This window comes from Clostridium magnum DSM 2767 (assembly GCF_001623875.1).
GTDB classification, from domain to species: Bacteria; Bacillota; Clostridia; order Clostridiales; family Clostridiaceae; genus Clostridium_AM; species Clostridium_AM magnum.
This window is the reverse complement of sequence record NZ_LWAE01000005.1, coordinates 110,475-131,337: the sequence shown is the minus strand read 5'-3', so window position 1 is coordinate 131,337 and position 20,863 is coordinate 110,475. Positions and strand designations below refer to the sequence as shown.

The window sequence follows — 20,863 nt, the reverse complement described above, 5'->3', positions numbered from 1 at the left end:
ACCTGCCTTTTATTCACTTTGAATCACCATTTCCTATTTTTTGAACTATAACTGCAAGAATAATTATGCAACCTGTCAACAGATCCTGCATAAAGGTTGGCACCTGCATAATAGTTAAACCATTGGCTAAAATCCCCAAAATCGCAGCACCAGCAAAGGTTCCCCAAATATTTGGAATTCCCTCTTTAAACACTGTCCTTCCAATAAATACAGCGGCATAGGATTGTAAGAACAATCCATCTCCACCAGTTGGATGGGCAGAACCAAGACGTGATGCCATAAGAACACCTGCTAATGCTGAAAGAGCAGCACATAATGCAAATGCAAGATTTTTGTATTTTTTTACATTGATACCAGAAACCTCTGAAGCTGCAACATTACCGCCTATAGCATATAGCTTTCTTCCAAAGGTTGTATGACGCATAATAAACCAGAAAAGTAATACTAAAAGTATCATTATTATTGAGAGTATTGGTATTCTGAGCACATTCTTAGAACCTACTATAGTAAAACTTCTAGGTATATTTTGAAATATAGTTGCTCCTCCAGTAAACCAGAAGGTAAATCCTGCAAGAATGGTGCTCATTGCTAGAGTTGTAATAAATGAAAGCACTTTGAATTTTGTTACAATCCACCCATTTATTAAACCTATTATAAAGCATATAAACACAGGTGTAATAAAGCATAGGATTATTGACATACCTGCCACTGCCATTTTTGCAGCAATAACCCCTCCTAAGCTTGCCAGTGCGCCTATGGATAAATCAAATTCATCAACAGACATAACCAAAGTTGCACCTAAAGCTATTATTACAAGCAGTGCAATCTGTCTAGTAATATTAATGAGATTACCATATGTAAAGAATGCATCTGGTCGAAAAAAACTGAAGGTTATTACAATTACTATTCCTGCAAATATAGTTCCATATGATTTTAGCAGTTCAGATAAATTATTATTTTTATTCATAATATAGTGTCTCCTTCCAATCAGTCTTCATAGCAACAGGAAAGCACCTGCTCAGCAGTCAAACTATTATTTTTAAGAAGCTCCTTGGTACGTCCATTAGCTATAACCTGTACACTATCTGATATTTCAAGAATTTCTTTTAAATCAGAAGATACAAATACCACTGCATTTCCTTCATCTGCCTTTTCACGAAGCAATTTATGAATTTCATGCCTTGTCATAACATCCACTGCCTGTGTTGGCTCATCACATAAAAAAACTTTTGGACTGGAAAGCAGCGCCTTTGCAAATACCACCTTCTGCTGGTTCCCACCAGAAAGCTGAAGTACAGTTTGATCTGGACCTTCAGTTTTAATATTAAGTGCGGAGATTTTCTCAAGGGTATCTTCTTTCTCCATAGTTTCATTAACTATACCAAATCTTGCATAACTATCTATCTTAGAAAGTACCGTGTTTTGCTTTACACTTAAGGAAGTGATCAATGCCATTCCTCTTCTATCTTCACAGATTAGAACCATGCCATTTTCAATAGAACTTGAAGGGGACCCTTTCTCAATTAATTTTCCTTCTAGAACAACACTTCCAGCTGTCATAGGACGATATCCATATACACATTCTAGTAGTTCTGTTCTCCCACTTCCACCTAATCCAAAAATGCCCAATATCTCCCCTGAGTGTACTTCAAAGCTGGCATCTTTTACAACCTTGTCCTTTGAAGCTATATTTTTTACAGATAATATTATCCTGCCAAAGTTAGCAGAACCTTCTATCTTTTCACTTACCCAGTTATCAGTCATCATGGAAATAATCTTGTCTTTGTTCACATCTGTGGTATTAACAGTTTTTATCATTTCCCCATTTTTAAACACAGTAATTCTGTTTGTAAGTCTAAAAATTTCATCCATTCTATGAGTAACATATAAAATAGCTGTACCTCTAGATTGCAATTTGCCTATTGTTTCAAACAGCATTTCTGCTTCTTTATCTGTAAGGGAAGCTGTGGGTTCATCCAGTATTAACAATTTACATTCTGTCATCATTGCACGTACAATTTCCAGAAGGGTACGCTGCGGAGGGGTAAGCTTTGAGGCAGGAAATGTCAGATCAATTTCAATTCCCAGATCTAAGATCACTTCCTCCACTCTCTTTTTCATTTTAGCCCAATCCACCATAAATCCTAATTTTTTCTCATACTTAAGACCTAAATAAATATTCTCAATACCATTAAATGCTGGAATAAGATGCCTATCTTGATGTATAACATTAATCCCAATGTTGCGACTTCTCTGGGGATCGTATATTTGAGCAGTATCCCCATTCCAATAAATTTCACCGCTATCCAAGCTATATACACCAGTCAGTATTTTTATTAATGTGGATTTACCTGCGCCATTCTCGCCTACAAGTCCATGTATTTCTCCTTCAGCTATCTCAAAATTGATATTCTTAAGAGCATACACGCCTCCAAATTGCTTGCACAATTGTTTTGTTTGTAATAGCATAAAATATCACTCCTCGGTGAAAATTCTTTTCTGATTCACTTTATTTACTAGCCTTTATTAGAGTTGCAGGTGCATATTTTTCTCCTTTTGTAATTTGCTCTCCTGCAAACATCTTTACCATATCGTCTACTACAATTTTAGTCATACCATTAAAATTCTGAGCAGCTGTAGCCTTTAAATTTGTACCTTGATTTATCATTTCAACTGCCTGACTATTACCATCAACACCTGTAACTATAACTTCTGTTCTTCCAGCATCCTTAAGTGCCTGTGCTGCTCCTATAGCAGGCTCATCCCATGCAGCCCATACTGCAGTGATTGACCCCTTTCCTGAGTTTGAAAGCATTAAATTTTCCATTACTTTTCTTGAATTTTCAATAGGTCCCGGAACTGCTATATGCTGCTCTGTAATAAGCTTAATATCAGGATAATTCTTTATAAGTTTATCAAATGCCTCACATCTTTTTGCTACACCAGGGTGTGGACGGTGAGTAAGTGCAATAACAGTACCTTTTTTACCCATCAAATCTTCAAAAAGATATTTTGCCATCATCTCACCCATAGCATAATTGTCACTAGTTGCATTAACCATCATTCCATCTATGTAGCCACTGTCACATCCAAATACAGGTATTTTTGCATCAAAGGCTCCTTGCAGCTGTGTCTTAACTTGATTTGGATCAGTACTTACAAGTATCATAGCATCAGCTTTTGAAGAAACAACATCTTCAATACGGCTTGCCAGTTGAGCAAAGTCACCTTTTGTATCAACAACAGTAACAGCAATTTTATTAGCTTCTAAACCTGCTTTTAGTGATTCAACCATTTGATTAGTTGTTACTGAGCTAAGATATGGAGTAAGAATTGATACCTTTTTTGTTGCATTTTTTGCTTTATCATCCCCACCATTGTTTGTCGCAGTTGAATTACCACATGCGGCAAAGGATAACATCAGCATTAGAGTTAAAACAAATGCCATAAACTTTTTCATTTTTAAGCCCCCTTTTAATTGTTTTCAAATTTAGTAAAAAAATATATAAAAAAAGCCCTTGCCCCTAATAAAAGGGACAAGAGCCTATAGTCCTGCGATACCACCCAAATTGGTAAAAAATTACCCACTCATTTCATATACATAATAATATACGCTCTATTTATAACGGGTCGAGTTCCCGTCAGTGCCTACTCAGAAAAAATCCTTTCAGACTGCCTTCATAAGTCCATTCAACTAGATAGATGTTATCGCATTCCACCAACCACGACTCTCTGAAAACATATTATTCTAGAATACTACTCTTATTCATCAGTTTAATTATTATTAAGTAAATAATAATTTAGAATTTTTGATTTGTCAAGAAAATTTTGGATAATATATTTTCGTGGATATTTTCATCTGATTAATAAAATTTTTTAACATCACCATCCAACCAATGTATTCATTGATAAAATAATTAAATTTTAATATAATAATATTAAATAAAAAATCTTAGTATTATATTAGGGGAACTTTTATGATAAATCGATTGATTCAGTCACTTTTTTTCAACAAAACAAGTGGTTTTCTTACAAAAAAACAGGAAGCTACTATTCTGTATGATATAGAAAATATTAATTTCAAAAGAATGAAACTATTTCTTATCATACTGCTGATAATTGAAATTTTATTTATAGTATGTGTTGACATCCCCAACTTAAGAAATAGTGGTATATATATAACTTGGACTGATAAAAGGTACTTCATTTTACATTTGCTTCTTTTGCTAGTATCTTCTGTAGGAATTATATTAATAAAGACTTTTGTTAAAAGCGACAACGGTGAACTAAAAAAAATCCATAAAATTATTATTCCTGCATTAACTATGATTATATTAATTTTGATAAGTATAATCAATGGATTGGATCAGATTAAAATAGGACATACCAGCAGTGTATTTATAGCCAACATGCTTATATTTGGTGCTGTTATACTAATAAGGTTTCCAGTGAATTTACTAGTATATCTTGTTCCATTCTCAACATTTATTGAAGGCTTAATAGTTTTTCAAAAAAAACCAGCACTATTGAATTGTAACATAATAAACGGCACTATTTTCTTTATTGCAACTATTGTTATATCAAAATTTATTTATAATAGTCAGTTTGATCAAATTTATAAGAATATTTTATTAAAGGAAGCTAACCAAAAGTTAAATTATATGTCAAATCACGACCCATTGACTGATCTTTTAAATAGAAGAAGTTTTGAAATTCTTGCAAAACAAAAAATGGAAACAGCAAATCAATTTAAAGTAGACGCTGTCCTTGTGATAATGGATATTGATCACTTTAAAAATATTAACGACAAATTCGGTCACCCCATAGGCGATATGGTTCTTAAAGAAGTTAGTAATATTTTGGTATAAAATATAAAAAATGTAAATTTTTCTTATTTACTAATATAGACCAAAAATAATAAAATTATGAGAGGTGGTATAGCCGTGGAAAGATGTCCTTGGTGTGGAACTGATCCTATCTATGTTAAATATCATGATGAAGAATGGGGTACTCCTATCCATAATGACCTTAAGCATTTTGAATTTCTTGTATTAGAATCCGCCCAAGCTGGACTAAGCTGGATAACAGTACTGAAAAAGCGAAGTAATTATAAAAGTGCTTATGATGATTTTGATCCTATAAAAGTTGCAGCATACTCAGAAGAAAAAATAAGCGAGTTACTTAGAAATGCTGGAATAATACGAAATAGAAGAAAAATAGAGGCCTCCATAAATAATGCTAAAATGTTTTTAAATATACAAAGGGAATTTGGAAGTTTCGACAATTACATATGGAAATTTGTAAATTATAAACCTTTAGTGAACAAATGGAAGGATATTTCCGAAGTTCCTGCTACCTCTAATTTATCTGATGAAATCAGCAAGGATTTGAAAAAGAGAGGCTTTAAATTTGTAGGTTCTACTATAATTTATTCTTACCTTCAGGCAACAGGTTTGATAAATGATCATATAGTTACCTGCTTTCGATATGATGATCTTTCAACCACTATTAAAGAGTTATCAGTTAACAAAGAGTTAGACTAAGTTTACAACTAAAAAAAGCTCGGCCTTATCCGAGCTTTAATATATTCTGTAATTAACTTAATTATTTATTTAAAGCATTTATATAGATTTTCACAATTTCTTTTACACAATTATCGATATCAAACATTTTTTCACACCAACTTCTTCCCCATTTACCTATTTTTTCGACTCTTCCCTTTTTTCTTAAAAGATACCTAATATCTTTTACTAAATTTGTAACATTTGGCTTTTCAACAGCGTCATGATCACCAAAATACATATCCAATTGAAGGTCTTTTGTGCTTTCAGTTACAATTCCAGTATATCCTTGATTACCTATAGCAATTACAGGTTTTCCACACATCATCCCTTCTAATGCAACTCTGGCTGTTCCAATTATAATACTGCTTTGGAGATAATATGGTATTACATCCACTTTTGCTCCTACCATATGGACAACATCTTTTTTCGACATTTCATTGATTACCTGTGCTTCTTTTTCTAAGCTTTCTCTTCCAGGACCGTCCCCTACAATAATGACGTGTAGGTTAGAATATTCTTCTAAAAGCTGTGAGAAACTAAACAATAATACACGGGCTACATTGGTCTTGTTCCAATCTAATCTGCTGCAATAGCATAATATCCCTGCACTTTTAGGTATATCAAGTTCCTTTCGTATATCTATATCTCTATGAGAATTATCAACTAAATCTCTACTAATTCCATTTGGAATTATAACAATTTTATCTCCAACTTTGTCTCCAAGTTTATTATACAGCATTTCTCCAACAGGCTTACTTACTGCAATTACCTTTGAGGCTTGAATACAGGTAGAATAAAAAATATTACCAGGATAAAATAATCCATGAATAGTAACTACATATGGTATCTTATACATTCTATAAAGTTCACTGGCAAGCTGCATACTTGCAAATAAATGGCAGTGAATAACATTTATTTTTTCCTTATCAATAATAGTTTTTAGTATTTTTACCCTTCCAAATTTTTTCTTGTTGGATATATAATCACCATCAATAGGAATTTTAATAACTTTTATTCCATAGGACTTCATTATTACTTCCATAGGACCACCAGAAGTTGCTACCACCACATAAATCCCCATATTCATCAATTTTTTAGTAATATTAAGAACATGAGTTTCTGTTCCTCCAACATTCAATGCATCTATAAGCATTAATACCCTTAGTTTACTGTTTTCATTCATTTGAATTTCTCTTCGTACATCAAAATTCAAATCCTTATAAAACTCCTTAAATTGAAAACAATTCCTAACAGAAGGATCTTTAAGTAGTTTACATGTATATTTAACATATTCCTTTTGATTCACAACATGATAAGCGTCTTTGTGCCTTCTATAGGAATAAAGAATAGTATTTACCTTTTCTACAGGACTTAATTTTATAAGCTCTAATAATAATTCTGTTTGATCATCAAAAAGAGGAGTTTTAGTATCATAAATCACCTTATCCATAAGTTCTTTACGAATCATTAAAGTTGGAAATATCACTGGTAAAAAACCTGCTATAATTGCTTTTTCAATTTCTCCATTACCTTTATAATGGTTTTGAATTCTCTCAATAAAAATACAATCTTTACGTAAGGATTGATCTCTGGTAAAACAAGATATAAGACATGAGACCATCCCAATCTTCGGATTATTTTGTAAATAACTCTGTTGAATTTCCAAACGAGTAGGTAAACTTATGTCATCTCCATCATGTCTTATGATAAAATCTCCTTTTGCAAATTTATAGCCTTCTGCAAAGGCTGACGTAATTCCTTGGTGCTCTCTTAAGTTAATTACATGAATCCTTTCATCTTGTATTTGAGATATTTTTTCTACTGTGCTATCCTCTGAAGCATCATTTACAATTATTAATTCCCAGTTTGTATATGTCTGTTCATAAATACTTCTAATGCTTTCTTCTATGAATTCTTCACAATTATACACAGGCATTATTATACTAATTAACGTTCTCATAAACTCAACCCCTTACTCAAAGTACAAAACATCTCTAAGATTTTGTACCTTGTATCCATTATTCAAGAGTCTATATATAAATTCAAAATCCCATGCACCCTGCATTAAGTTATTGAAACCAGCGGTTTTATGAATTTGTTCATATCTTACCATTAGAGTATTTATATTTACACAGTTAAGAGATTCAGTGATGTAAGAGTCTTCGATCTTATCGTCATATCGTATCATCGTTCCTCCTGGTTTACAATTTGTACCTACTGCACTATACATGAAATTATTCTTTAAAAAATCTACTTGTTTTTGTATTCTTTCTGGATGACTTAATCCTTTATCATGATGAAATGCTATATATTCTCCTCTGGATAGATACGCTCCCATATTATATATCCAAGGGTAACCAGCTTCTCTAGGCGGTTTAAAATATAATAAATCTTTAATGCAGTTATTATTTGAATGGTTTCTATACTTTTTATACCAATTATCAATTACTTCTTTTGAGTTGTCAGTGGACCAATCATCTATTATAATAATTTCAATATTGGGGTAGGTCTGTGCTCCTATACTCTTCAATGCGTTGTAAATAGTTAATTCACTGTTTTTAACTGGAAGTACTATACTAACAAGATCATCAACAACTTTTCTCTTCTTCAGTACATTTATATCTTGTTTATGACGTATTTGACTACTCATAGATCCTGTATGCTTTCTCACATAATGCAATTCCTCTTTTATATTTTCAATGATAAAATCATGATTTACTATATTATTTACAAAAAACATATCATTACCAACAGGAATGGCTTTAAAGCATCCAATAATCTCTTCTAAAATGGCAGCACGAAACATTAATGTACCATAAGCAACGCAATGTCTTAAATGCTTTTTATAATTTTTCTCTATATGAGCTGAATTAAAACTTAGCCATGCACTTCCAGCCTTACTTTCCAAAATATTATTTTTAAAAGTTCTAAATCCTGTGCCTACCATAGCAGTATCCGGATGTTCCTCTAATACTTTCACCTGCTTCTTAATTTTTTCCGGATAGCTAACATCATCTGCATCATGTATTACAGTATATTCTCCTGATGAAATCTGGAATCCAATATTGTAGGCCCAACCTGCTCCAATATTTCTTGGAAGTTTTAAATAAATAAAATTTGAAAATTTATATTTGCATTTTTTATACCATGAATTTACAAGTTCCTCTGTATCATCCTCTGAAGCATCATCCATAATAATAAGTTCTATGTTTGGATATGTTTGTTTTTCAATTCCATCAAGTGCATCTATTATAAAATGACCATAATTATAAGTAGCAATTACAATACTTACAAGTCCAGGCTTTCTATCGCACAATTGCGTCATCTGAACTTCCTCCTTATACAACTCTTTCTAATGATAATATATGGACGTACTTATGTAATGTGTACAATTATAAAATAATTTAAAACATTATCACTAATAGTTATAACTTCATATACTATATTACTAACTAATAAGTGAGGGATGTGAAATGTGGCTTAGCAATAAAAAAATTTTAATTACCGGTGGTACTGGTACCATTGGAAAAGCATTATTAAATAGACTATTAAAATATGATATAAATCATATTTATATATTTAGCCGAGATGAACAAAAACAAGAGGCAGAGCTTCATTATTTTAAACAAAATCCAAAGGTTAGTTTTATAATTGGTGATATAAGAAATTATGACAGCATAAACTCAGCTTTAAGAGGGATAGATATAGTTTTTCATACTGCTGCTATGAAAATTGTTGGCATTTGTGAAAGTAATCCATATGAGGCCTTTATTACAAATGTTATCGGTACTCAAAATATTATAAAGAGTGCCACCTTAAATAATGTGGAAAAAGTCATATTTACCAGCAGTGATAAAGCTGCCAACCCTACTACTGTAATGGGTGTTGGAAAACTCTACAGTGAGAGGCTTATATCTCATGGAAATTTTTTAATGGGAAATTCAACAATTTTTACAACGGTACGTTTCGGAAATGTTTTTGGCTCCAGAGGCTGTGTTCTTAATTTATTTAAAAATCAAATAAAAAAACAAAACTACGTAACAGTTACCCATCCAGATATGACCCGGTTTATATGCACAATTGATGATGCAGTTGACCTTTTAATAAGAAGTAGTGAAATAGCAACTGGAGGAGAGATCTTAATTAGCAAAATGCCAAGTATTCGTATAATTGATTTTGCTGAAGTATTAATCGAATATTTAGCTCCTATATATTCAAAAAATCCAAAAGACATTGAAATAAAGATAACAAAGAAACAAGATTCTGAAAAGCTCTTTGAGGAACTTATTACAGCTCATGAAGCAGAGAGGGCTTTTGAGTTTGATAACTATTACTCTATACTTCCTACCATTTTCAAAGAGGAACAAAATACCTTTTATTTGACAAAAGGTAAACCAGTATCCGGGGAAATATCTTCAAAGACTAGCCTTAATCTTACAAAAGAAAAAATTTTAGATTTTCTTATTAAGAATGAATTAATATAAGGGGGGTGATATTATGGATATACTTGTAACAGGTGGTGCAGGGTTTATTGGAAGATGGGTAGTAAAGCGACTTGCCGAAGATAATCATAGGATATGGATACTAGATAACCTGTCAAATAGTTCAATGGATAATTTAAAAGATTTGCAACTTATCTATCCTGATATTACCTTCATAAAAGGAAGCATTACAGACAACTATCTTCTCCAAACTCTTTTTATTAATAAATTTAATATATGTTATCATCTTGCCGCTTCGATTAATGTTCAGGATAGTATTGATGACCCAAAAAGTACCTTTGAAAATGATGTAATAGGAACCTTTAATGTTCTAGAGCAATGCAAACTAAATAAAACAAAATTTGTGTATATGAGCACTTGTATGGTATACAGTAAAGCTTCAAATAAAGAAGGTATTTCTGAAAGTCATCCTACATGTCCAGCTTCTCCTTATGCCGCTGCTAAATTGGCTGGAGAACAATTAGCCTTGTCCTATTACTATGCTTATGGCCTTCCTGTGACTATTCTTCGACCTTTTAACACCTATGGACCATATCAGAAACAAAATAGTGAAGGTGGGGTAATTTCAATCTTTATTAATAAAAAGCTTATAAAGGAACCACTATCTATATATGGTGATGGCAGTCAAACAAGAGACTTTTTATATGTTACAGATTGCGCTGATTTTGTAGTAAGGGCAGGTTACTCTGAAAAGACAACGGGTAAAGTGATAAACGCTGGTAGCGGTGCTGACATTTCAATTACGGAATTAGCAAAACTAATCGCTGGTGAAGCAGGAAATATTAAATATGTAACTCATATTCATCCTCAAAGTGAAATACAGAAACTATTGTGTGATGCACGATATAGCCAAAAACTTCTTGGGTGGAACCCTAAAATATCTCTGGCCCACGGTATAGCACAGACAGAAAAGTTTTTAAAAACACAATTATAATTGGAGGTGACATATATGGGGGCATCTTTTCGTATTGTAATACTAGCAGACAGCAGTAGACCTTCTGTAGGGGTAAATACTCAAATGCTCAGTACCCTACTCTCTCATATCAAGAAACTGTCACCGCAACCAAAGTTTATATTTTTTGCAGGAGATATGGTATATGGTGGAGCTAAAGTAAGTGAACAATTAGAAGACTGGAAGAAATTAATTAAGAACTATTATCCTGTCACTATGCTTTATCCAGCAATGGGAAGTCACGAAAATAATGAACCTGCTTTCAGTAATGCATTTTCTCACCTTCCTAATGAACAGTTACAAGGATATAAGCGAACTGTATATAGCTTTGATTATGAAGATGCTCGCTTTATCGTTTTAAACTCAAATCGAAGAGGTTCAAAATGCAGCTATGCCATTGACACAAAACAACGTGCCTGGTTAAAAAATACACTAGATAATAGTAATAAAAAATATAATTTTGTGTTTTTCCATGTTCCTGCTTTTCCTACTGGACATCACTACGGAGAAAGTCTAGATGGGAGTCCAGATGATCGTAATGCTTTATGGTCTATTGTTGATCATTATAATGTAACAGCAGTATTTGTAGGTCATGAACACAATTACTGCCGCCGTCTTATAGATAAATCTTTTACCACTAATGGCCTGCAAATACAAAATTCTATTTATCAAATAACTACCGGCGGTGCAGGCTCTTCATTAAATGCACACATTACTAATATAAAAAATGCTATTGTTGGTCCCCTTGGGGTAAATCATTATTGTATTTTAGACATAAATAATAAAGGGGTTTCTCTACAAGCATATGATAAAGAAAATACCCTTATTGATAGTTGTTCTATATACCCGTCTAAGGAAGCTCCTGCTTCTAATAATATAACAGATATATTAGTTCCTATGGGTGCATCATGGAAGTATTTTGATAAAGGCTCAAACCTTGGAACTTCCTGGAGAAAGGTTCATTTTGACGATTCTTCATGGCCTTCTGGGCTGGCTGAACTAGGTTATGGAGATGGAGGTGAGGCTACAGTTATAGGTTATGGACCTAATGTTTACAAAAAATATATAACAACCTATTTTAGAAAACATTTTACTGTTCGTGATACCTCAATATATAAAAGTTTAATACTTCGAATTCAAAGGGATGATGGAGCTGTTGTATATCTAAATGGTAAAGAGGTATATAGAACTAATATGCCTTCCGGTGTAATAAAATACGATACTTTAGCGGTGAAAGCTTTAGCTGGAATAGATGAGGCTTCTTTTGAAAAAACTATAATTGATACAAATCTTCTTAAAAATGGAGATAACGTAATCGCTGTAGAAATTCATCAAGTATGTCCTTCTAGTTCTGATATAAGTTTTAATTTTCAACTTATTGGGGATAAAAGTTAACAGATCATTCCTAAAATGCAATAGTGAATATGTAAAAAACACGGAAGAGGTCAATTAATAATTGTATTCTTCCGTGTTTAAAAATATCTTAAAACAGCAATTTTATTATACTGTAATTTGTTAGATAACTACCTTCCTTATTAATTCGAAAGCTTCTGCGTAACTGCATCCAATAACTGTACCCCATCTTTTAGCAGCCACCTCTAATCCTTCTAAGGAACGAGGATGGGGGTATTCTCTTAACTCTGATTCATAACATTTCATTGCTTGGAGTTTATCCTTTAGTGTATTTTCAATATTTACAAAATAATTAGGTGTAAATTTATCTTTACTTAGAAAATTCCATTCCGTAGCAGAGAAGGTTTCAAAACAGTATATTTCTTTTACTGGGCACTCCGCCATAGGTCTTGTAGCTGTTTGAACTGCGTTAAAGGTTATTCGATGGTCAATATTCAAATCTCCATAGTGATGTGTGAATATAATAGAGGGCTTAATTTGAGAAACATACTTTTCAACTAATTTTACAATATTCAAGAAACCTTCTTTGTCAAAGCTGTTATCAGTAAACTGACAAAAGAAGGTTTCTTTATACCCTATAAGTTTATTTGCTGATAAACTCTCTTGAAGTCTTGTATTAATTTCTTCCATTACTTCAGTATTTATATTGTTATGCCTTGAGGTAGTACCATCAGATAAAATTAATGAATACACTTCGTTTCCTTCTTTAATAAGTCTTCTGATTGTGCCGCCGCATCCCAAAATCTCATCATCTGGATGTGCTGCTATTACTAAAATTTTTTCCATTACAATTCCCCCTGTATTCTATATAATACAACAAAATATATAGTACAAAGTAATTTTCATAATTTTGGTAAGTTATAACATTAGTCTATGCATACTAAATTTATAAAGTTACATATACTATATTGTTATAAGTAATATAACTTCAGTTGTATTATTCTGTAACTAATTTTTGGTTGTAACTTACCTTTAGGTATTTTACACGTCATAAAGGAAGGATTTAGTATGACACAGTATAATGTTTTAGTTACCTCTATCGGAGGTGATTTAGGTCAAGCAGTTTGCAAAGCCTTACGTAATACAAACTATAGTATAAAAATTTGGGGAACAGATTGTAGGAACTATGGGCTGCACCATCTGTTTTGTGATAGTTTTCATATTATTCCTAAAGCTGAAGGCATATTATTTACAGAATTAATAAATAAGTTTTCTCTCCATAATTCAATTGACTTTATTTATGTTTGTAGTGAACAGGAGCTTTTATATATCTGTGATCATTTTAATGAACTAGATGATAAAATAGGTCGTCGTATTGCAATTCCTCCTCTGCAGGTAATCAACATTTGTCGCGATAAATATAAAACAATGGAACTTTTAAAAAATAACAACTTACCCTACCCATACTCAGTCTTATATAATGAATCAACGCCAAAAGAGGAGCTATTAAAAGATTTTAAATATCCCTTTGTATTAAAAAAAACTTCTGATTGCGGCTCAAAGCATCTTCACATAATTCAAAACCGTAAAGAATTTGAGAATATTGCTAATCTAGACAGCAGTTTCATGCTTCAAGAATATATTTCTGGTACTGAGTATACTAACGGAGTGTATAAAGATTCTTTTAGCAATGAAATATATGTGATTACCCTTGAAAGAACTATAAAAGATGGAATGAGCTATGAAGTAAAAGTAGTCTTTGATAAAGAAATAGAAGAACTATGCAAAAATGTTGCAGAAAAACTAAATATAACTGGCTCCATTAATATTCAAATGCGAAAAGAGAAAGATTCTAAACCCTTTATTTTTGAAATTAATCCCAGATACTCTAGTACTGCCTTTATGAGAGCAAAATTTGGCTTTAATGATGTTATATACGCCTTTGAAAATATTGTTCTTAAGAAAGCTATTACTCCACCTATCATAAATATAGGTGAAGCTTACCGATATATAACGGAATATTATAAGTTTTATTAAAGAAGGTGAAGATAATGAAGCATCCCTATATACCTTATGGACGTCAATATATCGATGAAGAAGATATTCAAGCAGTAGTAGACGTATTAAAAAGTGATTATCTAACTACTGGACCCAAAATTCATGAATTTGAAAAAAAAGTAGCAGATTATGTAGGATGTAAATATGCTGTTTGTGTAGCAACTGGAACTGCTGCTCTGCATGGAGCCTGTTATGCCGCTGATATTAGTGCTAATGACGAGGTCATTACTACACCTATGACCTTTGCTGCTACTTCCAATAGCATCCTTTATCTTGGAGGAAAGCCTGTATTTGCTGATATTGATCCACGGACCTATAATATAGACCCTTTAGAAATAGAAAAAAAAATTACAAAAAAGACTAAAGCCATTATTGCTGTGGATTTTACTGGCCAGCCTGCAGAGTTGTTTAAAATTAAGGATTTAGCCCAAAGACATAACTTAATATTTATTGAAGATGCAGCCCACAGCCTTGGTGCTAAAATAAAAGATTCTCAAGGCAACTGGCAAAAAATAGGAAGTATAGCTGATATAACTACTTTTTCCTTTCATCCTGTGAAACATATTACAACCGCTGAAGGAGGAATGATTTGCACAAATGATCCTAAGCTCTATGAAAAGCTCACATTATTTAGAAGTCACGGTATTACCCGTTCTCCAGGACTTCTTATAGATAAATCTCATGGCAAATGGTATTATGAGCAGCAGTTTTTAGGCTATAATTACCGTTTAAGTGACTTGCAAGCTGCCTTAGGAATTTCACAACTAAATAAGCTGGATAGTTTTATCAAAAGAAGACGTGAAATAGCTGCTCTATATGATAAAGCCTTCTCAGAAAGCATTTTTAAAAATAGAATTACTATCCCTTATCAAGCTCCACACACAAAATCTTCCTATCATATATATATTTTAAAATTTAATCTTTCAGCTATAGGAAAAAGTAGAGAAGAGATATTTAATAAACTTTCAGATTTAAACGTTGGAGTAAATGTTCATTATATTCCAGTTTACTATCATCCCTATTATCAGTATCTAGGATATTCAAAAGGACTTTGTCCAATTGCAGAAAAGTTATATGAGAATATTATCACAATTCCGCTTTATCCTGGCATGTCAAATGAAGATGTTAACTATGTTATAAAAAGTATAAAGGATGTGTAAGATATGGATTATCAAATAAACCGTTTTGTTATTGATGTTCCAGAGGGTGATGAAAAATCAAGTGTTGATCAATTAGACATGGATTTTTTCCTGCAGCGTGACTATAGAAAAGTAATACTTGGAACAGTCCGTTTTCCTGATGGAAAACCTGCCCCTTGTGCTGTAGTTAAGTTTTTCAAATTAAAACGGGCTACTGCTGACCCTGAAACAACCTCTGATTTAGAACCCATTGGTAACGCTATAACAGATGAAAATGGACAATTTCTTTTAGGACCTGTATATCCTGGAGATAAACTCATATTGAAGATATTATATCTGGATTGTTTTATAAATAAATCTTCAACAGAAACTGTCAAAAGTACCCGTGAACCTGAAGATTGTGATTTTGAAGAATAGGTTACTATGGATAATATAAAAAGACATGAAGCAACTATTATTATTCCATGTAAAAACGAAGGTATTTATATCAAGCAAACCTTAGAGTTTTTATTTAAAACTGAAGCGAAAAATATATCAAATATATTGATTATTGACGATGGCTCTAATGATAACTGCTGTGAGTTTTTGAAAAATCCTTTTAACAGATACCCAAATGTAACGTTAGTTGAAACAAAGGGCATAGGACCATCAGTAGCAAGAAATCTAGGTGCAAGTTTTGTACCACTTACAAAAATATTAGTCTTTTGTGATGCCCATATTACTATGGAACCAAAGTGGCTTAACACACTATTAAAGGCTTTTAATAATAAAAATGTAAGTGTAGTATGCCCAGGTATTGGCCATTTTTCTCCAGATAGCCCTGTAGGCTATGGTCAAACCTGGAATGAAAAGCTTGAAACATATTGGTTGAAAAAGCCGATGAATATTAAAGAAGTGCCACTAGCTCCAGGTGGATGTATGGCTATAAGAAAAGAGGTCTTTGACGCAGTAGGAGGATTTGATCATGGCTTCCATAGTTGGGGCTTTGAAGATGTAGAACTATCAGTAAAGCTTTGGCTTTTGGGATATAAAATTTTTGTACATCCTGATGTTAAAATTGGTCATAAATTTAGAAAAATACAACCATATGATGTTGACTTAACTGAATTTCATTATAATAAATTACGTATGGCCTTTAGCCATTTTAATGAAAATAGAATCCGTAAATTAATGAAATCCATGCATGATTATTCTAACTTTGAGACTATTTTAAATAAAATAACTGCAAGCGATACTTATGATCAACGTATAGATTATTTTAAGCGCCGTCTACATGATGACGATTGGTTCTTCAATAAATTTAATATACCGTTCTAATATATATTTGGGGGTGAAGTATTGAAAAAATTAATAAACCCACTTACCAATAATTTTAATTATAATGCTCCTATAGAGGTTGTCATAAAAAATATGTATAAATTAAAGGGAACAGAAATTGAAGAAATTAACAATAGTGAATTAATAATATCTGAGGAGGATAACAGTTTAATTGAAATAGATATCATTATAGATATACCAACTAATTTATAAAGTGGAAACTTGAATCAAATGGGGTTTTAAACCCCATTTATCCCTTCCATAGATTCCCTCTAATATAATATCTTATCAAATAATTCAATCTGCTGCTTTCTTACAGTTTAAAGTACTTTGCCAACGAATTGACTATTGTAGAGTTCATAATAAAATCCGCGATTTTCCAATAATTTATCATGATTTCCTTGTTCAATTATATGACCATCTTTCATAACAAGAATTATATCAGCATCTCTTATTGTTGATAATCGATGGGCAATGATAAAACTTGTTCTTCCTTTCATCATCGTCATAAACGCCTCCTGTATTTTAATTTCTGTTCTTGTATCTATAGAAGATGTAGCCTCATCTAATATGAGCATAGGAGGCAGGCACAGCATAACTCTGGCAATGCAGAGCAATTGTTTCTGACCTTGTGATAAGCCCTCTCCATTTTCTGTTATAACCGTATCATACCCTTTTGGCATACGCCTAATAAAATTATGAACACGAGCTGCCTTTGCAGCCGAAATAATTTCTTCCTCCGTGGCATTAGGCTTTCCCATGGATATATTTTCACGAACAGTTCCAGATTTTAACCAGGTTTCCTGCAGCACCATACCATAATTAGTACGAAGACTTTTTCTTGTTATCTCTTTAATATTATTGTTATCTATTTCTATGTCTCCATCATTTACATCATAGAAACGCATAAGTAAATTTATAATTGTTGTTTTTCCACAGCCAGTTGGCCCAACTAGTGCAATTTTTTGCCCTTGTTTTACTTGAAGGTTCAAATTCTCTATGAATTTTTTCTCCAGATTATAGGAGAACTCTACATCTTTTAGATCTATTTCGCCTTTTACATTTGTTAATTCCTTTGCATTTTCCAGATCAGGACTGTCAGGCGGCTCCTCTATCAGTTCAAAAACACGTTTAGCACAGGCTAAAGCATTCTGAAGCTCAGTAACTACTCCCGATATTTCATTAAAAGGCTTAGTGTACTGGTTTGCATAATTCAAGAAACAGGTTAGAGTTCCAACGGTAAGTGATCCATTTATAACTGACAGTGCACCTGCAATTCCCACACCGGCATAAACCAGTCCATTTACAAATCTTGTAGCAGGATTAGTTATTGAAGAAAAGAAGGTTGCGTTTAACGAGCTTTTTTCAAGCCTATTATTAATTTCATCAAATGTATCCACTGCTTCTTTTTCATGTCCAAATGCCTGCACCACCTTCTGGTTTCCAATCATTTCATCTATAAATGCGGTTTGCTCCCCTCTTGTTTCCGACTGAGATTTAAACATACTATATGTTCTTTTCGCAATAAAGCTTGCAACAAATAAAGAAATAGGTGTAAGGCACACTACTACCAGCGATATAGGCACACTCTCATAGAACATAAAAATAAGAGTTCCAAAAATAGTAATAATACTGGTGAATAGTTGAGTAAATCCCATCAACAATCCATCTGCAAACTGATCAACATCCGCTATTACTTTGCTTACAATTTCCCCATAAGAATTTTTATCAATGTACTTCAATGGGAGAGTTTGTATTTTCTCAAAAGCATCTTTCCTTATATCTCTTATTACGTTATAGACAATTTTATTGTTACATACATTCATAGCCCACTGCATAATTCCGATAAGAGCACCTAAAACTATCATTAACACTATAATGGATTTAAGCCCAATAAAATCCACTTTTCCGATGCCAATAATACAATCTACTGCACGGCCCATAAGAAACAAAACATATAATGACATGGGAACAGTTATCGCAGCAAATAATACAGAAAGTATTACATATATCCAATATGGCTTAATATATAGAAAAACCTTTCTTAATGTTTCTTTTTTATCATTAATCTTTTTATTGTTCTTCACTTTATCCACCTACAATGCCTCCTCGTTTTTAGGATACTGAGAATAATATATCTCCTGATAAATATCACATTTCTCTAATAATTCATCATGAGTTCCTATTGCTGATATTTTACCGTCATCGAGAACTATTATCTGATCAGCGTATCTGACTGCAGCACTTCTCTGAGATACAATAAATACTGTAGGTTTGTTTTTCATATTGGAAATGGCAATCCTCAGTTTTGCATCGGTGACATAATCAAGGGCTGATGCACTATCATCCAGTATAAGAACTTCTGGTTTTCGAATCAATGCCCTGGCTATAGTCAGACGCTGTTTCTGACCTCCGGATAAATTTTTGCCTCCCTGCTCAACAAAACTATCTAAGCCATTTTCTTTCTTATCAACAAATTCCTTGGATTGTGAAATTTGCAATGCTTCTTCCAACTCTTCAGCCGTTGCATCTTTTTTACCCCAGCATAAATTTTCACGTATTGTCCCTTTAAATAGCACAGCTCTTTGCATAACTATGCCCATTCTTTCCCTCAGTTTAGCTATATCATATTGTTTAATGTTTTTGTTGTTAATTAATATTTTGCCCTCTGTAACATCATAAAATCTTGATATGAGATGGACTAGTGTTGATTTACCAGCTCCTGTTCCTCCGATGATACCAATAGTTTCGCCTTTTTTTACTTTAAAGCTTATATTTGACAGTGCCTCTTCAGAAGCTCCGGAATATTTAAAAGACACCTGATTAAATTTAATAAAGGCATCATTATCAGAACTATTGGAATCAAGATAAGGTTTATTAATCTCTTCATGTTGAGCAATGCTTGGCTTCATATCGAATATACTTTGCACACGGTTCCCACAGGCTATTGATTTTGTAACATTTATTATTAGATTAGCTAGCTTGATAAGTTCTATCAGTATTTGTGACATATAGTTTACTAATGCTATTACTGCTCCTGTGGTCAATACTCCATTTGAAACCTTTATAGCACCTATCCATAATAAAATTATAATAGCCCCATTAACAATCATATAGGTTACCGGATTCATTACGCCTAGAATTCTTCCTACAAACAACTGCAGTTTTGTCAGGTTCATATTATTTTCGCTAAAGCTTTTTATTTCGTCTTCTTCTTTATGGAATGCACGTATTACTCGCACTCCTATAAGATTCTCCCTTGTTGATCTTAATATTATATCTAATTTTAACTGTACCTTCTTATATAAAGGGATACTAATAAGCATAACCCCAAAAACTATAACAGAAAGCAGTGGAATAGCCGCAACAAAAACTAAAGCTGATTCTACATCTATTGTAAAGGCCATAATCATTGCACCAAACACAATAAAAGGTGATCGCATAAACAATCTCAATACAAGATTTACTCCAGACTGAACTTGATTGATATCACTTGTCATTCTTGTAATCATTGTGGAGGTACCTACACTATCCATTTCGGTGAAGGAAAGCTTTTGAATATGTTTAAATAAGTTAGACCGTACCTTAGCAGCAAACCCCACAGCTGCTTTAGCAGAAAAATATTGAGCAGTAATAGAACATATAAGACCTATTATTCCGAGTAGTATCATAACTATGCTCATATTTAAAATATATCTTTTGTCACCATTCTTGATTCCAACATCAATAATCAGCTTCATCACTATGGGAATTAATAATTCAAAGGAAGCTTCCAACATTTTAAACAGCGGAGCAAGAATACTTTCTTTTTTATAGTCCTTTAAAAATATCAATAATTGTTTCATATTGTTATCCTTCCTTATGTTGCTTTTTTTTCTAAGTTATAATATCATATTTTTATCAATATTAATAATATTATAATTGTATGCTTTCTATATCTTTTACATATAGATTTAATTTTAACCTGACTAACTTGGC

At 32.5% G+C, this 20,863-nt stretch carries 18 protein-coding genes and 1 other annotated feature; of the genes, 10 read left to right on the top strand and 8 right to left on the bottom strand.

Annotated features, from left to right (window positions below; genetic code table 11):
- Positions 1-13: 13 nt before the first annotated feature.
- From CLMAG_RS19560 to CLMAG_RS19550, 3 genes are read right to left on the bottom strand one after another with little or no spacing between them, the layout of a single operon-like run.
- Positions 14-967: an ABC transporter permease gene (locus CLMAG_RS19560; RefSeq protein ID WP_066626526.1), complete on the bottom strand. Its 954-nt coding sequence runs from the start codon at positions 965-967 to the stop codon at positions 14-16.
- A gap of 20 nt (positions 968-987) precedes the next feature.
- Positions 988-2,469, bottom strand: a complete 1,482-nt coding sequence (locus tag CLMAG_RS19555; RefSeq protein WP_066626520.1) for a sugar ABC transporter ATP-binding protein — start codon at positions 2,467-2,469, stop codon at positions 988-990.
- Between the two features lie 40 nt (positions 2,470-2,509).
- Entirely contained in the window at positions 2,510-3,460 is a 951-nt protein-coding gene (locus tag CLMAG_RS19550) for a sugar ABC transporter substrate-binding protein (RefSeq protein WP_066626510.1), read from the bottom strand.
- Between the two features lie 69 nt (positions 3,461-3,529).
- Positions 3,530-3,779 (bottom strand) — a binding site (T-box leader).
- A 198-nt stretch (positions 3,780-3,977) separates the two neighbouring features.
- On the opposite strand from CLMAG_RS19550, the gene CLMAG_RS19545 reads away from it, so the two are divergent.
- On the top strand, positions 3,978-4,868 hold the full coding sequence (locus CLMAG_RS19545) for a GGDEF domain-containing protein (RefSeq protein WP_066626507.1): 891 nt from the start codon (positions 3,978-3,980) through the stop codon (positions 4,866-4,868).
- A gap of 75 nt (positions 4,869-4,943) precedes the next feature.
- Complete coding sequence (locus tag CLMAG_RS19540) at positions 4,944-5,543, top strand: DNA-3-methyladenine glycosylase I (protein ID WP_066626505.1); 600 nt, start codon at positions 4,944-4,946, stop codon at positions 5,541-5,543.
- Positions 5,544-5,604: 61 nt separating this feature from the next.
- Here the strand turns inward: CLMAG_RS19540 and CLMAG_RS19535 are convergent, their stop codons facing one another.
- Complete coding sequence (locus tag CLMAG_RS19535) at positions 5,605-7,524, bottom strand: glycosyltransferase (protein WP_066626503.1); 1,920 nt, start codon at positions 7,522-7,524, stop codon at positions 5,605-5,607.
- 12 nt (positions 7,525-7,536) lie between these two features.
- The gene (locus tag CLMAG_RS19530; RefSeq protein WP_066626501.1) at positions 7,537-8,889 is read right to left on the bottom strand and encodes a glycosyltransferase family 2 protein; all 1,353 of its coding nucleotides are present in this window, start codon (positions 8,887-8,889) and stop codon (positions 7,537-7,539) included.
- A gap of 148 nt (positions 8,890-9,037) precedes the next feature.
- Here CLMAG_RS19530 and CLMAG_RS19525 point away from each other — a divergent pair, with 148 nt between their 5' ends.
- From CLMAG_RS19525 to CLMAG_RS19515, 3 genes are read left to right on the top strand one after another with little or no spacing between them, the layout of a single operon-like run.
- A complete protein-coding gene (locus CLMAG_RS19525; RefSeq protein WP_066626499.1) occupies positions 9,038-10,048 on the top strand; it encodes an SDR family NAD(P)-dependent oxidoreductase in 1,011 nt (336 codons plus the stop codon).
- A 13-nt stretch (positions 10,049-10,061) separates the two neighbouring features.
- Positions 10,062-11,000, top strand: a complete 939-nt coding sequence (locus CLMAG_RS19520) for a dTDP-glucose 4,6-dehydratase (protein ID WP_066626498.1) — start codon at positions 10,062-10,064, stop codon at positions 10,998-11,000.
- Between the two features lie 15 nt (positions 11,001-11,015).
- Positions 11,016-12,413 (top strand): metallophosphoesterase family protein, encoded by a 1,398-nt coding sequence (locus CLMAG_RS19515; RefSeq protein WP_066626497.1) that lies wholly within the window; start codon positions 11,016-11,018, stop codon positions 12,411-12,413.
- 120 nt (positions 12,414-12,533) lie between these two features.
- Here CLMAG_RS19515 and CLMAG_RS19510 read toward each other — a convergent pair whose 3' ends face one another.
- Complete coding sequence (locus tag CLMAG_RS19510; RefSeq protein WP_066626496.1) at positions 12,534-13,217, bottom strand: PIG-L deacetylase family protein; 684 nt, start codon at positions 13,215-13,217, stop codon at positions 12,534-12,536.
- Between the two features lie 222 nt (positions 13,218-13,439).
- On the opposite strand from CLMAG_RS19510, the gene CLMAG_RS19505 reads away from it, so the two are divergent.
- From CLMAG_RS19505 to CLMAG_RS19485, 5 genes are read left to right on the top strand one after another with little or no spacing between them, the layout of a single operon-like run.
- The gene (locus tag CLMAG_RS19505; RefSeq protein WP_066626495.1) at positions 13,440-14,408 is read left to right on the top strand and encodes an ATP-grasp domain-containing protein; all 969 of its coding nucleotides are present in this window, start codon (positions 13,440-13,442) and stop codon (positions 14,406-14,408) included.
- A gap of 14 nt (positions 14,409-14,422) precedes the next feature.
- Positions 14,423-15,589 carry a UDP-4-amino-4,6-dideoxy-N-acetyl-beta-L-altrosamine transaminase gene (pseC, locus tag CLMAG_RS19500; RefSeq protein ID WP_066626494.1) on the top strand — a complete coding sequence of 389 codons (1,167 nt, stop codon included), beginning with the start codon at positions 14,423-14,425 and terminating at the stop codon, positions 15,587-15,589.
- A gap of 3 nt (positions 15,590-15,592) precedes the next feature.
- A complete protein-coding gene (locus CLMAG_RS19495; protein ID WP_066626492.1) occupies positions 15,593-15,985 on the top strand; it encodes a peptidase associated/transthyretin-like domain-containing protein in 393 nt (130 codons plus the stop codon).
- Positions 15,986-15,991: 6 nt separating this feature from the next.
- Positions 15,992-16,885, top strand: a complete 894-nt coding sequence (locus CLMAG_RS19490; protein WP_066626491.1) for a glycosyltransferase family 2 protein — start codon at positions 15,992-15,994, stop codon at positions 16,883-16,885.
- A gap of 21 nt (positions 16,886-16,906) precedes the next feature.
- Positions 16,907-17,098, top strand: a complete 192-nt coding sequence (locus CLMAG_RS19485) for a hypothetical protein (RefSeq protein ID WP_066626489.1) — start codon at positions 16,907-16,909, stop codon at positions 17,096-17,098.
- A 107-nt stretch (positions 17,099-17,205) separates the two neighbouring features.
- On the opposite strand, the gene CLMAG_RS19480 is transcribed toward CLMAG_RS19485, so the two are convergent.
- A complete protein-coding gene (locus CLMAG_RS19480; protein WP_242873087.1) occupies positions 17,206-18,981 on the bottom strand; it encodes an ABC transporter ATP-binding protein in 1,776 nt (591 codons plus the stop codon).
- Complete coding sequence (locus tag CLMAG_RS19475; RefSeq protein ID WP_066626487.1) at positions 18,982-20,730, bottom strand: ABC transporter ATP-binding protein; 1,749 nt, start codon at positions 20,728-20,730, stop codon at positions 18,982-18,984.
- Positions 20,731-20,863 lie beyond the last annotated feature (133 nt).

What these genes read in the sequence shown, in the direction of transcription:
- CLMAG_RS19555 (WP_066626520.1), bottom strand. Translation starts at nt 2,469, where the DNA reads ATGCTATTACAAACAAAACAATTGTGCAAGCAATTTGGAGGCGTGTAT.
- CLMAG_RS19560 (WP_066626526.1), bottom strand. Translation starts at nt 967, where the DNA reads ATGAATAAAAATAATAATTTATCTGAACTGCTAAAATCATATGGAACT.
- CLMAG_RS19545 (WP_066626507.1), top strand. Translation starts at nt 3,978, where the DNA reads ATGATAAATCGATTGATTCAGTCACTTTTTTTCAACAAAACAAGTGGT.
- CLMAG_RS19520 (WP_066626498.1), top strand. Translation starts at nt 10,062, where the DNA reads ATGGATATACTTGTAACAGGTGGTGCAGGGTTTATTGGAAGATGGGTA.
- CLMAG_RS19495 (WP_066626492.1), top strand. Translation starts at nt 15,593, where the DNA reads ATGGATTATCAAATAAACCGTTTTGTTATTGATGTTCCAGAGGGTGAT.
- CLMAG_RS19515 (WP_066626497.1), top strand. Translation starts at nt 11,016, where the DNA reads ATGGGGGCATCTTTTCGTATTGTAATACTAGCAGACAGCAGTAGACCT.
- CLMAG_RS19510 (WP_066626496.1), bottom strand. Translation starts at nt 13,217, where the DNA reads ATGGAAAAAATTTTAGTAATAGCAGCACATCCAGATGATGAGATTTTG.
- pseC (WP_066626494.1), top strand. Translation starts at nt 14,423, where the DNA reads ATGAAGCATCCCTATATACCTTATGGACGTCAATATATCGATGAAGAA.
- CLMAG_RS19550 (WP_066626510.1), bottom strand. Translation starts at nt 3,460, where the DNA reads ATGAAAAAGTTTATGGCATTTGTTTTAACTCTAATGCTGATGTTATCC.
- CLMAG_RS19505 (WP_066626495.1), top strand. Translation starts at nt 13,440, where the DNA reads ATGACACAGTATAATGTTTTAGTTACCTCTATCGGAGGTGATTTAGGT.
- CLMAG_RS19490 (WP_066626491.1), top strand. Translation starts at nt 15,992, where the DNA reads ATGGATAATATAAAAAGACATGAAGCAACTATTATTATTCCATGTAAA.
- CLMAG_RS19535 (WP_066626503.1), bottom strand. Translation starts at nt 7,524, where the DNA reads ATGAGAACGTTAATTAGTATAATAATGCCTGTGTATAATTGTGAAGAA.
- CLMAG_RS19530 (WP_066626501.1), bottom strand. Translation starts at nt 8,889, where the DNA reads ATGACGCAATTGTGCGATAGAAAGCCTGGACTTGTAAGTATTGTAATT.
- CLMAG_RS19475 (WP_066626487.1), bottom strand. Translation starts at nt 20,730, where the DNA reads ATGAAACAATTATTGATATTTTTAAAGGACTATAAAAAAGAAAGTATT.
- CLMAG_RS19525 (WP_066626499.1), top strand. Translation starts at nt 9,038, where the DNA reads ATGTGGCTTAGCAATAAAAAAATTTTAATTACCGGTGGTACTGGTACC.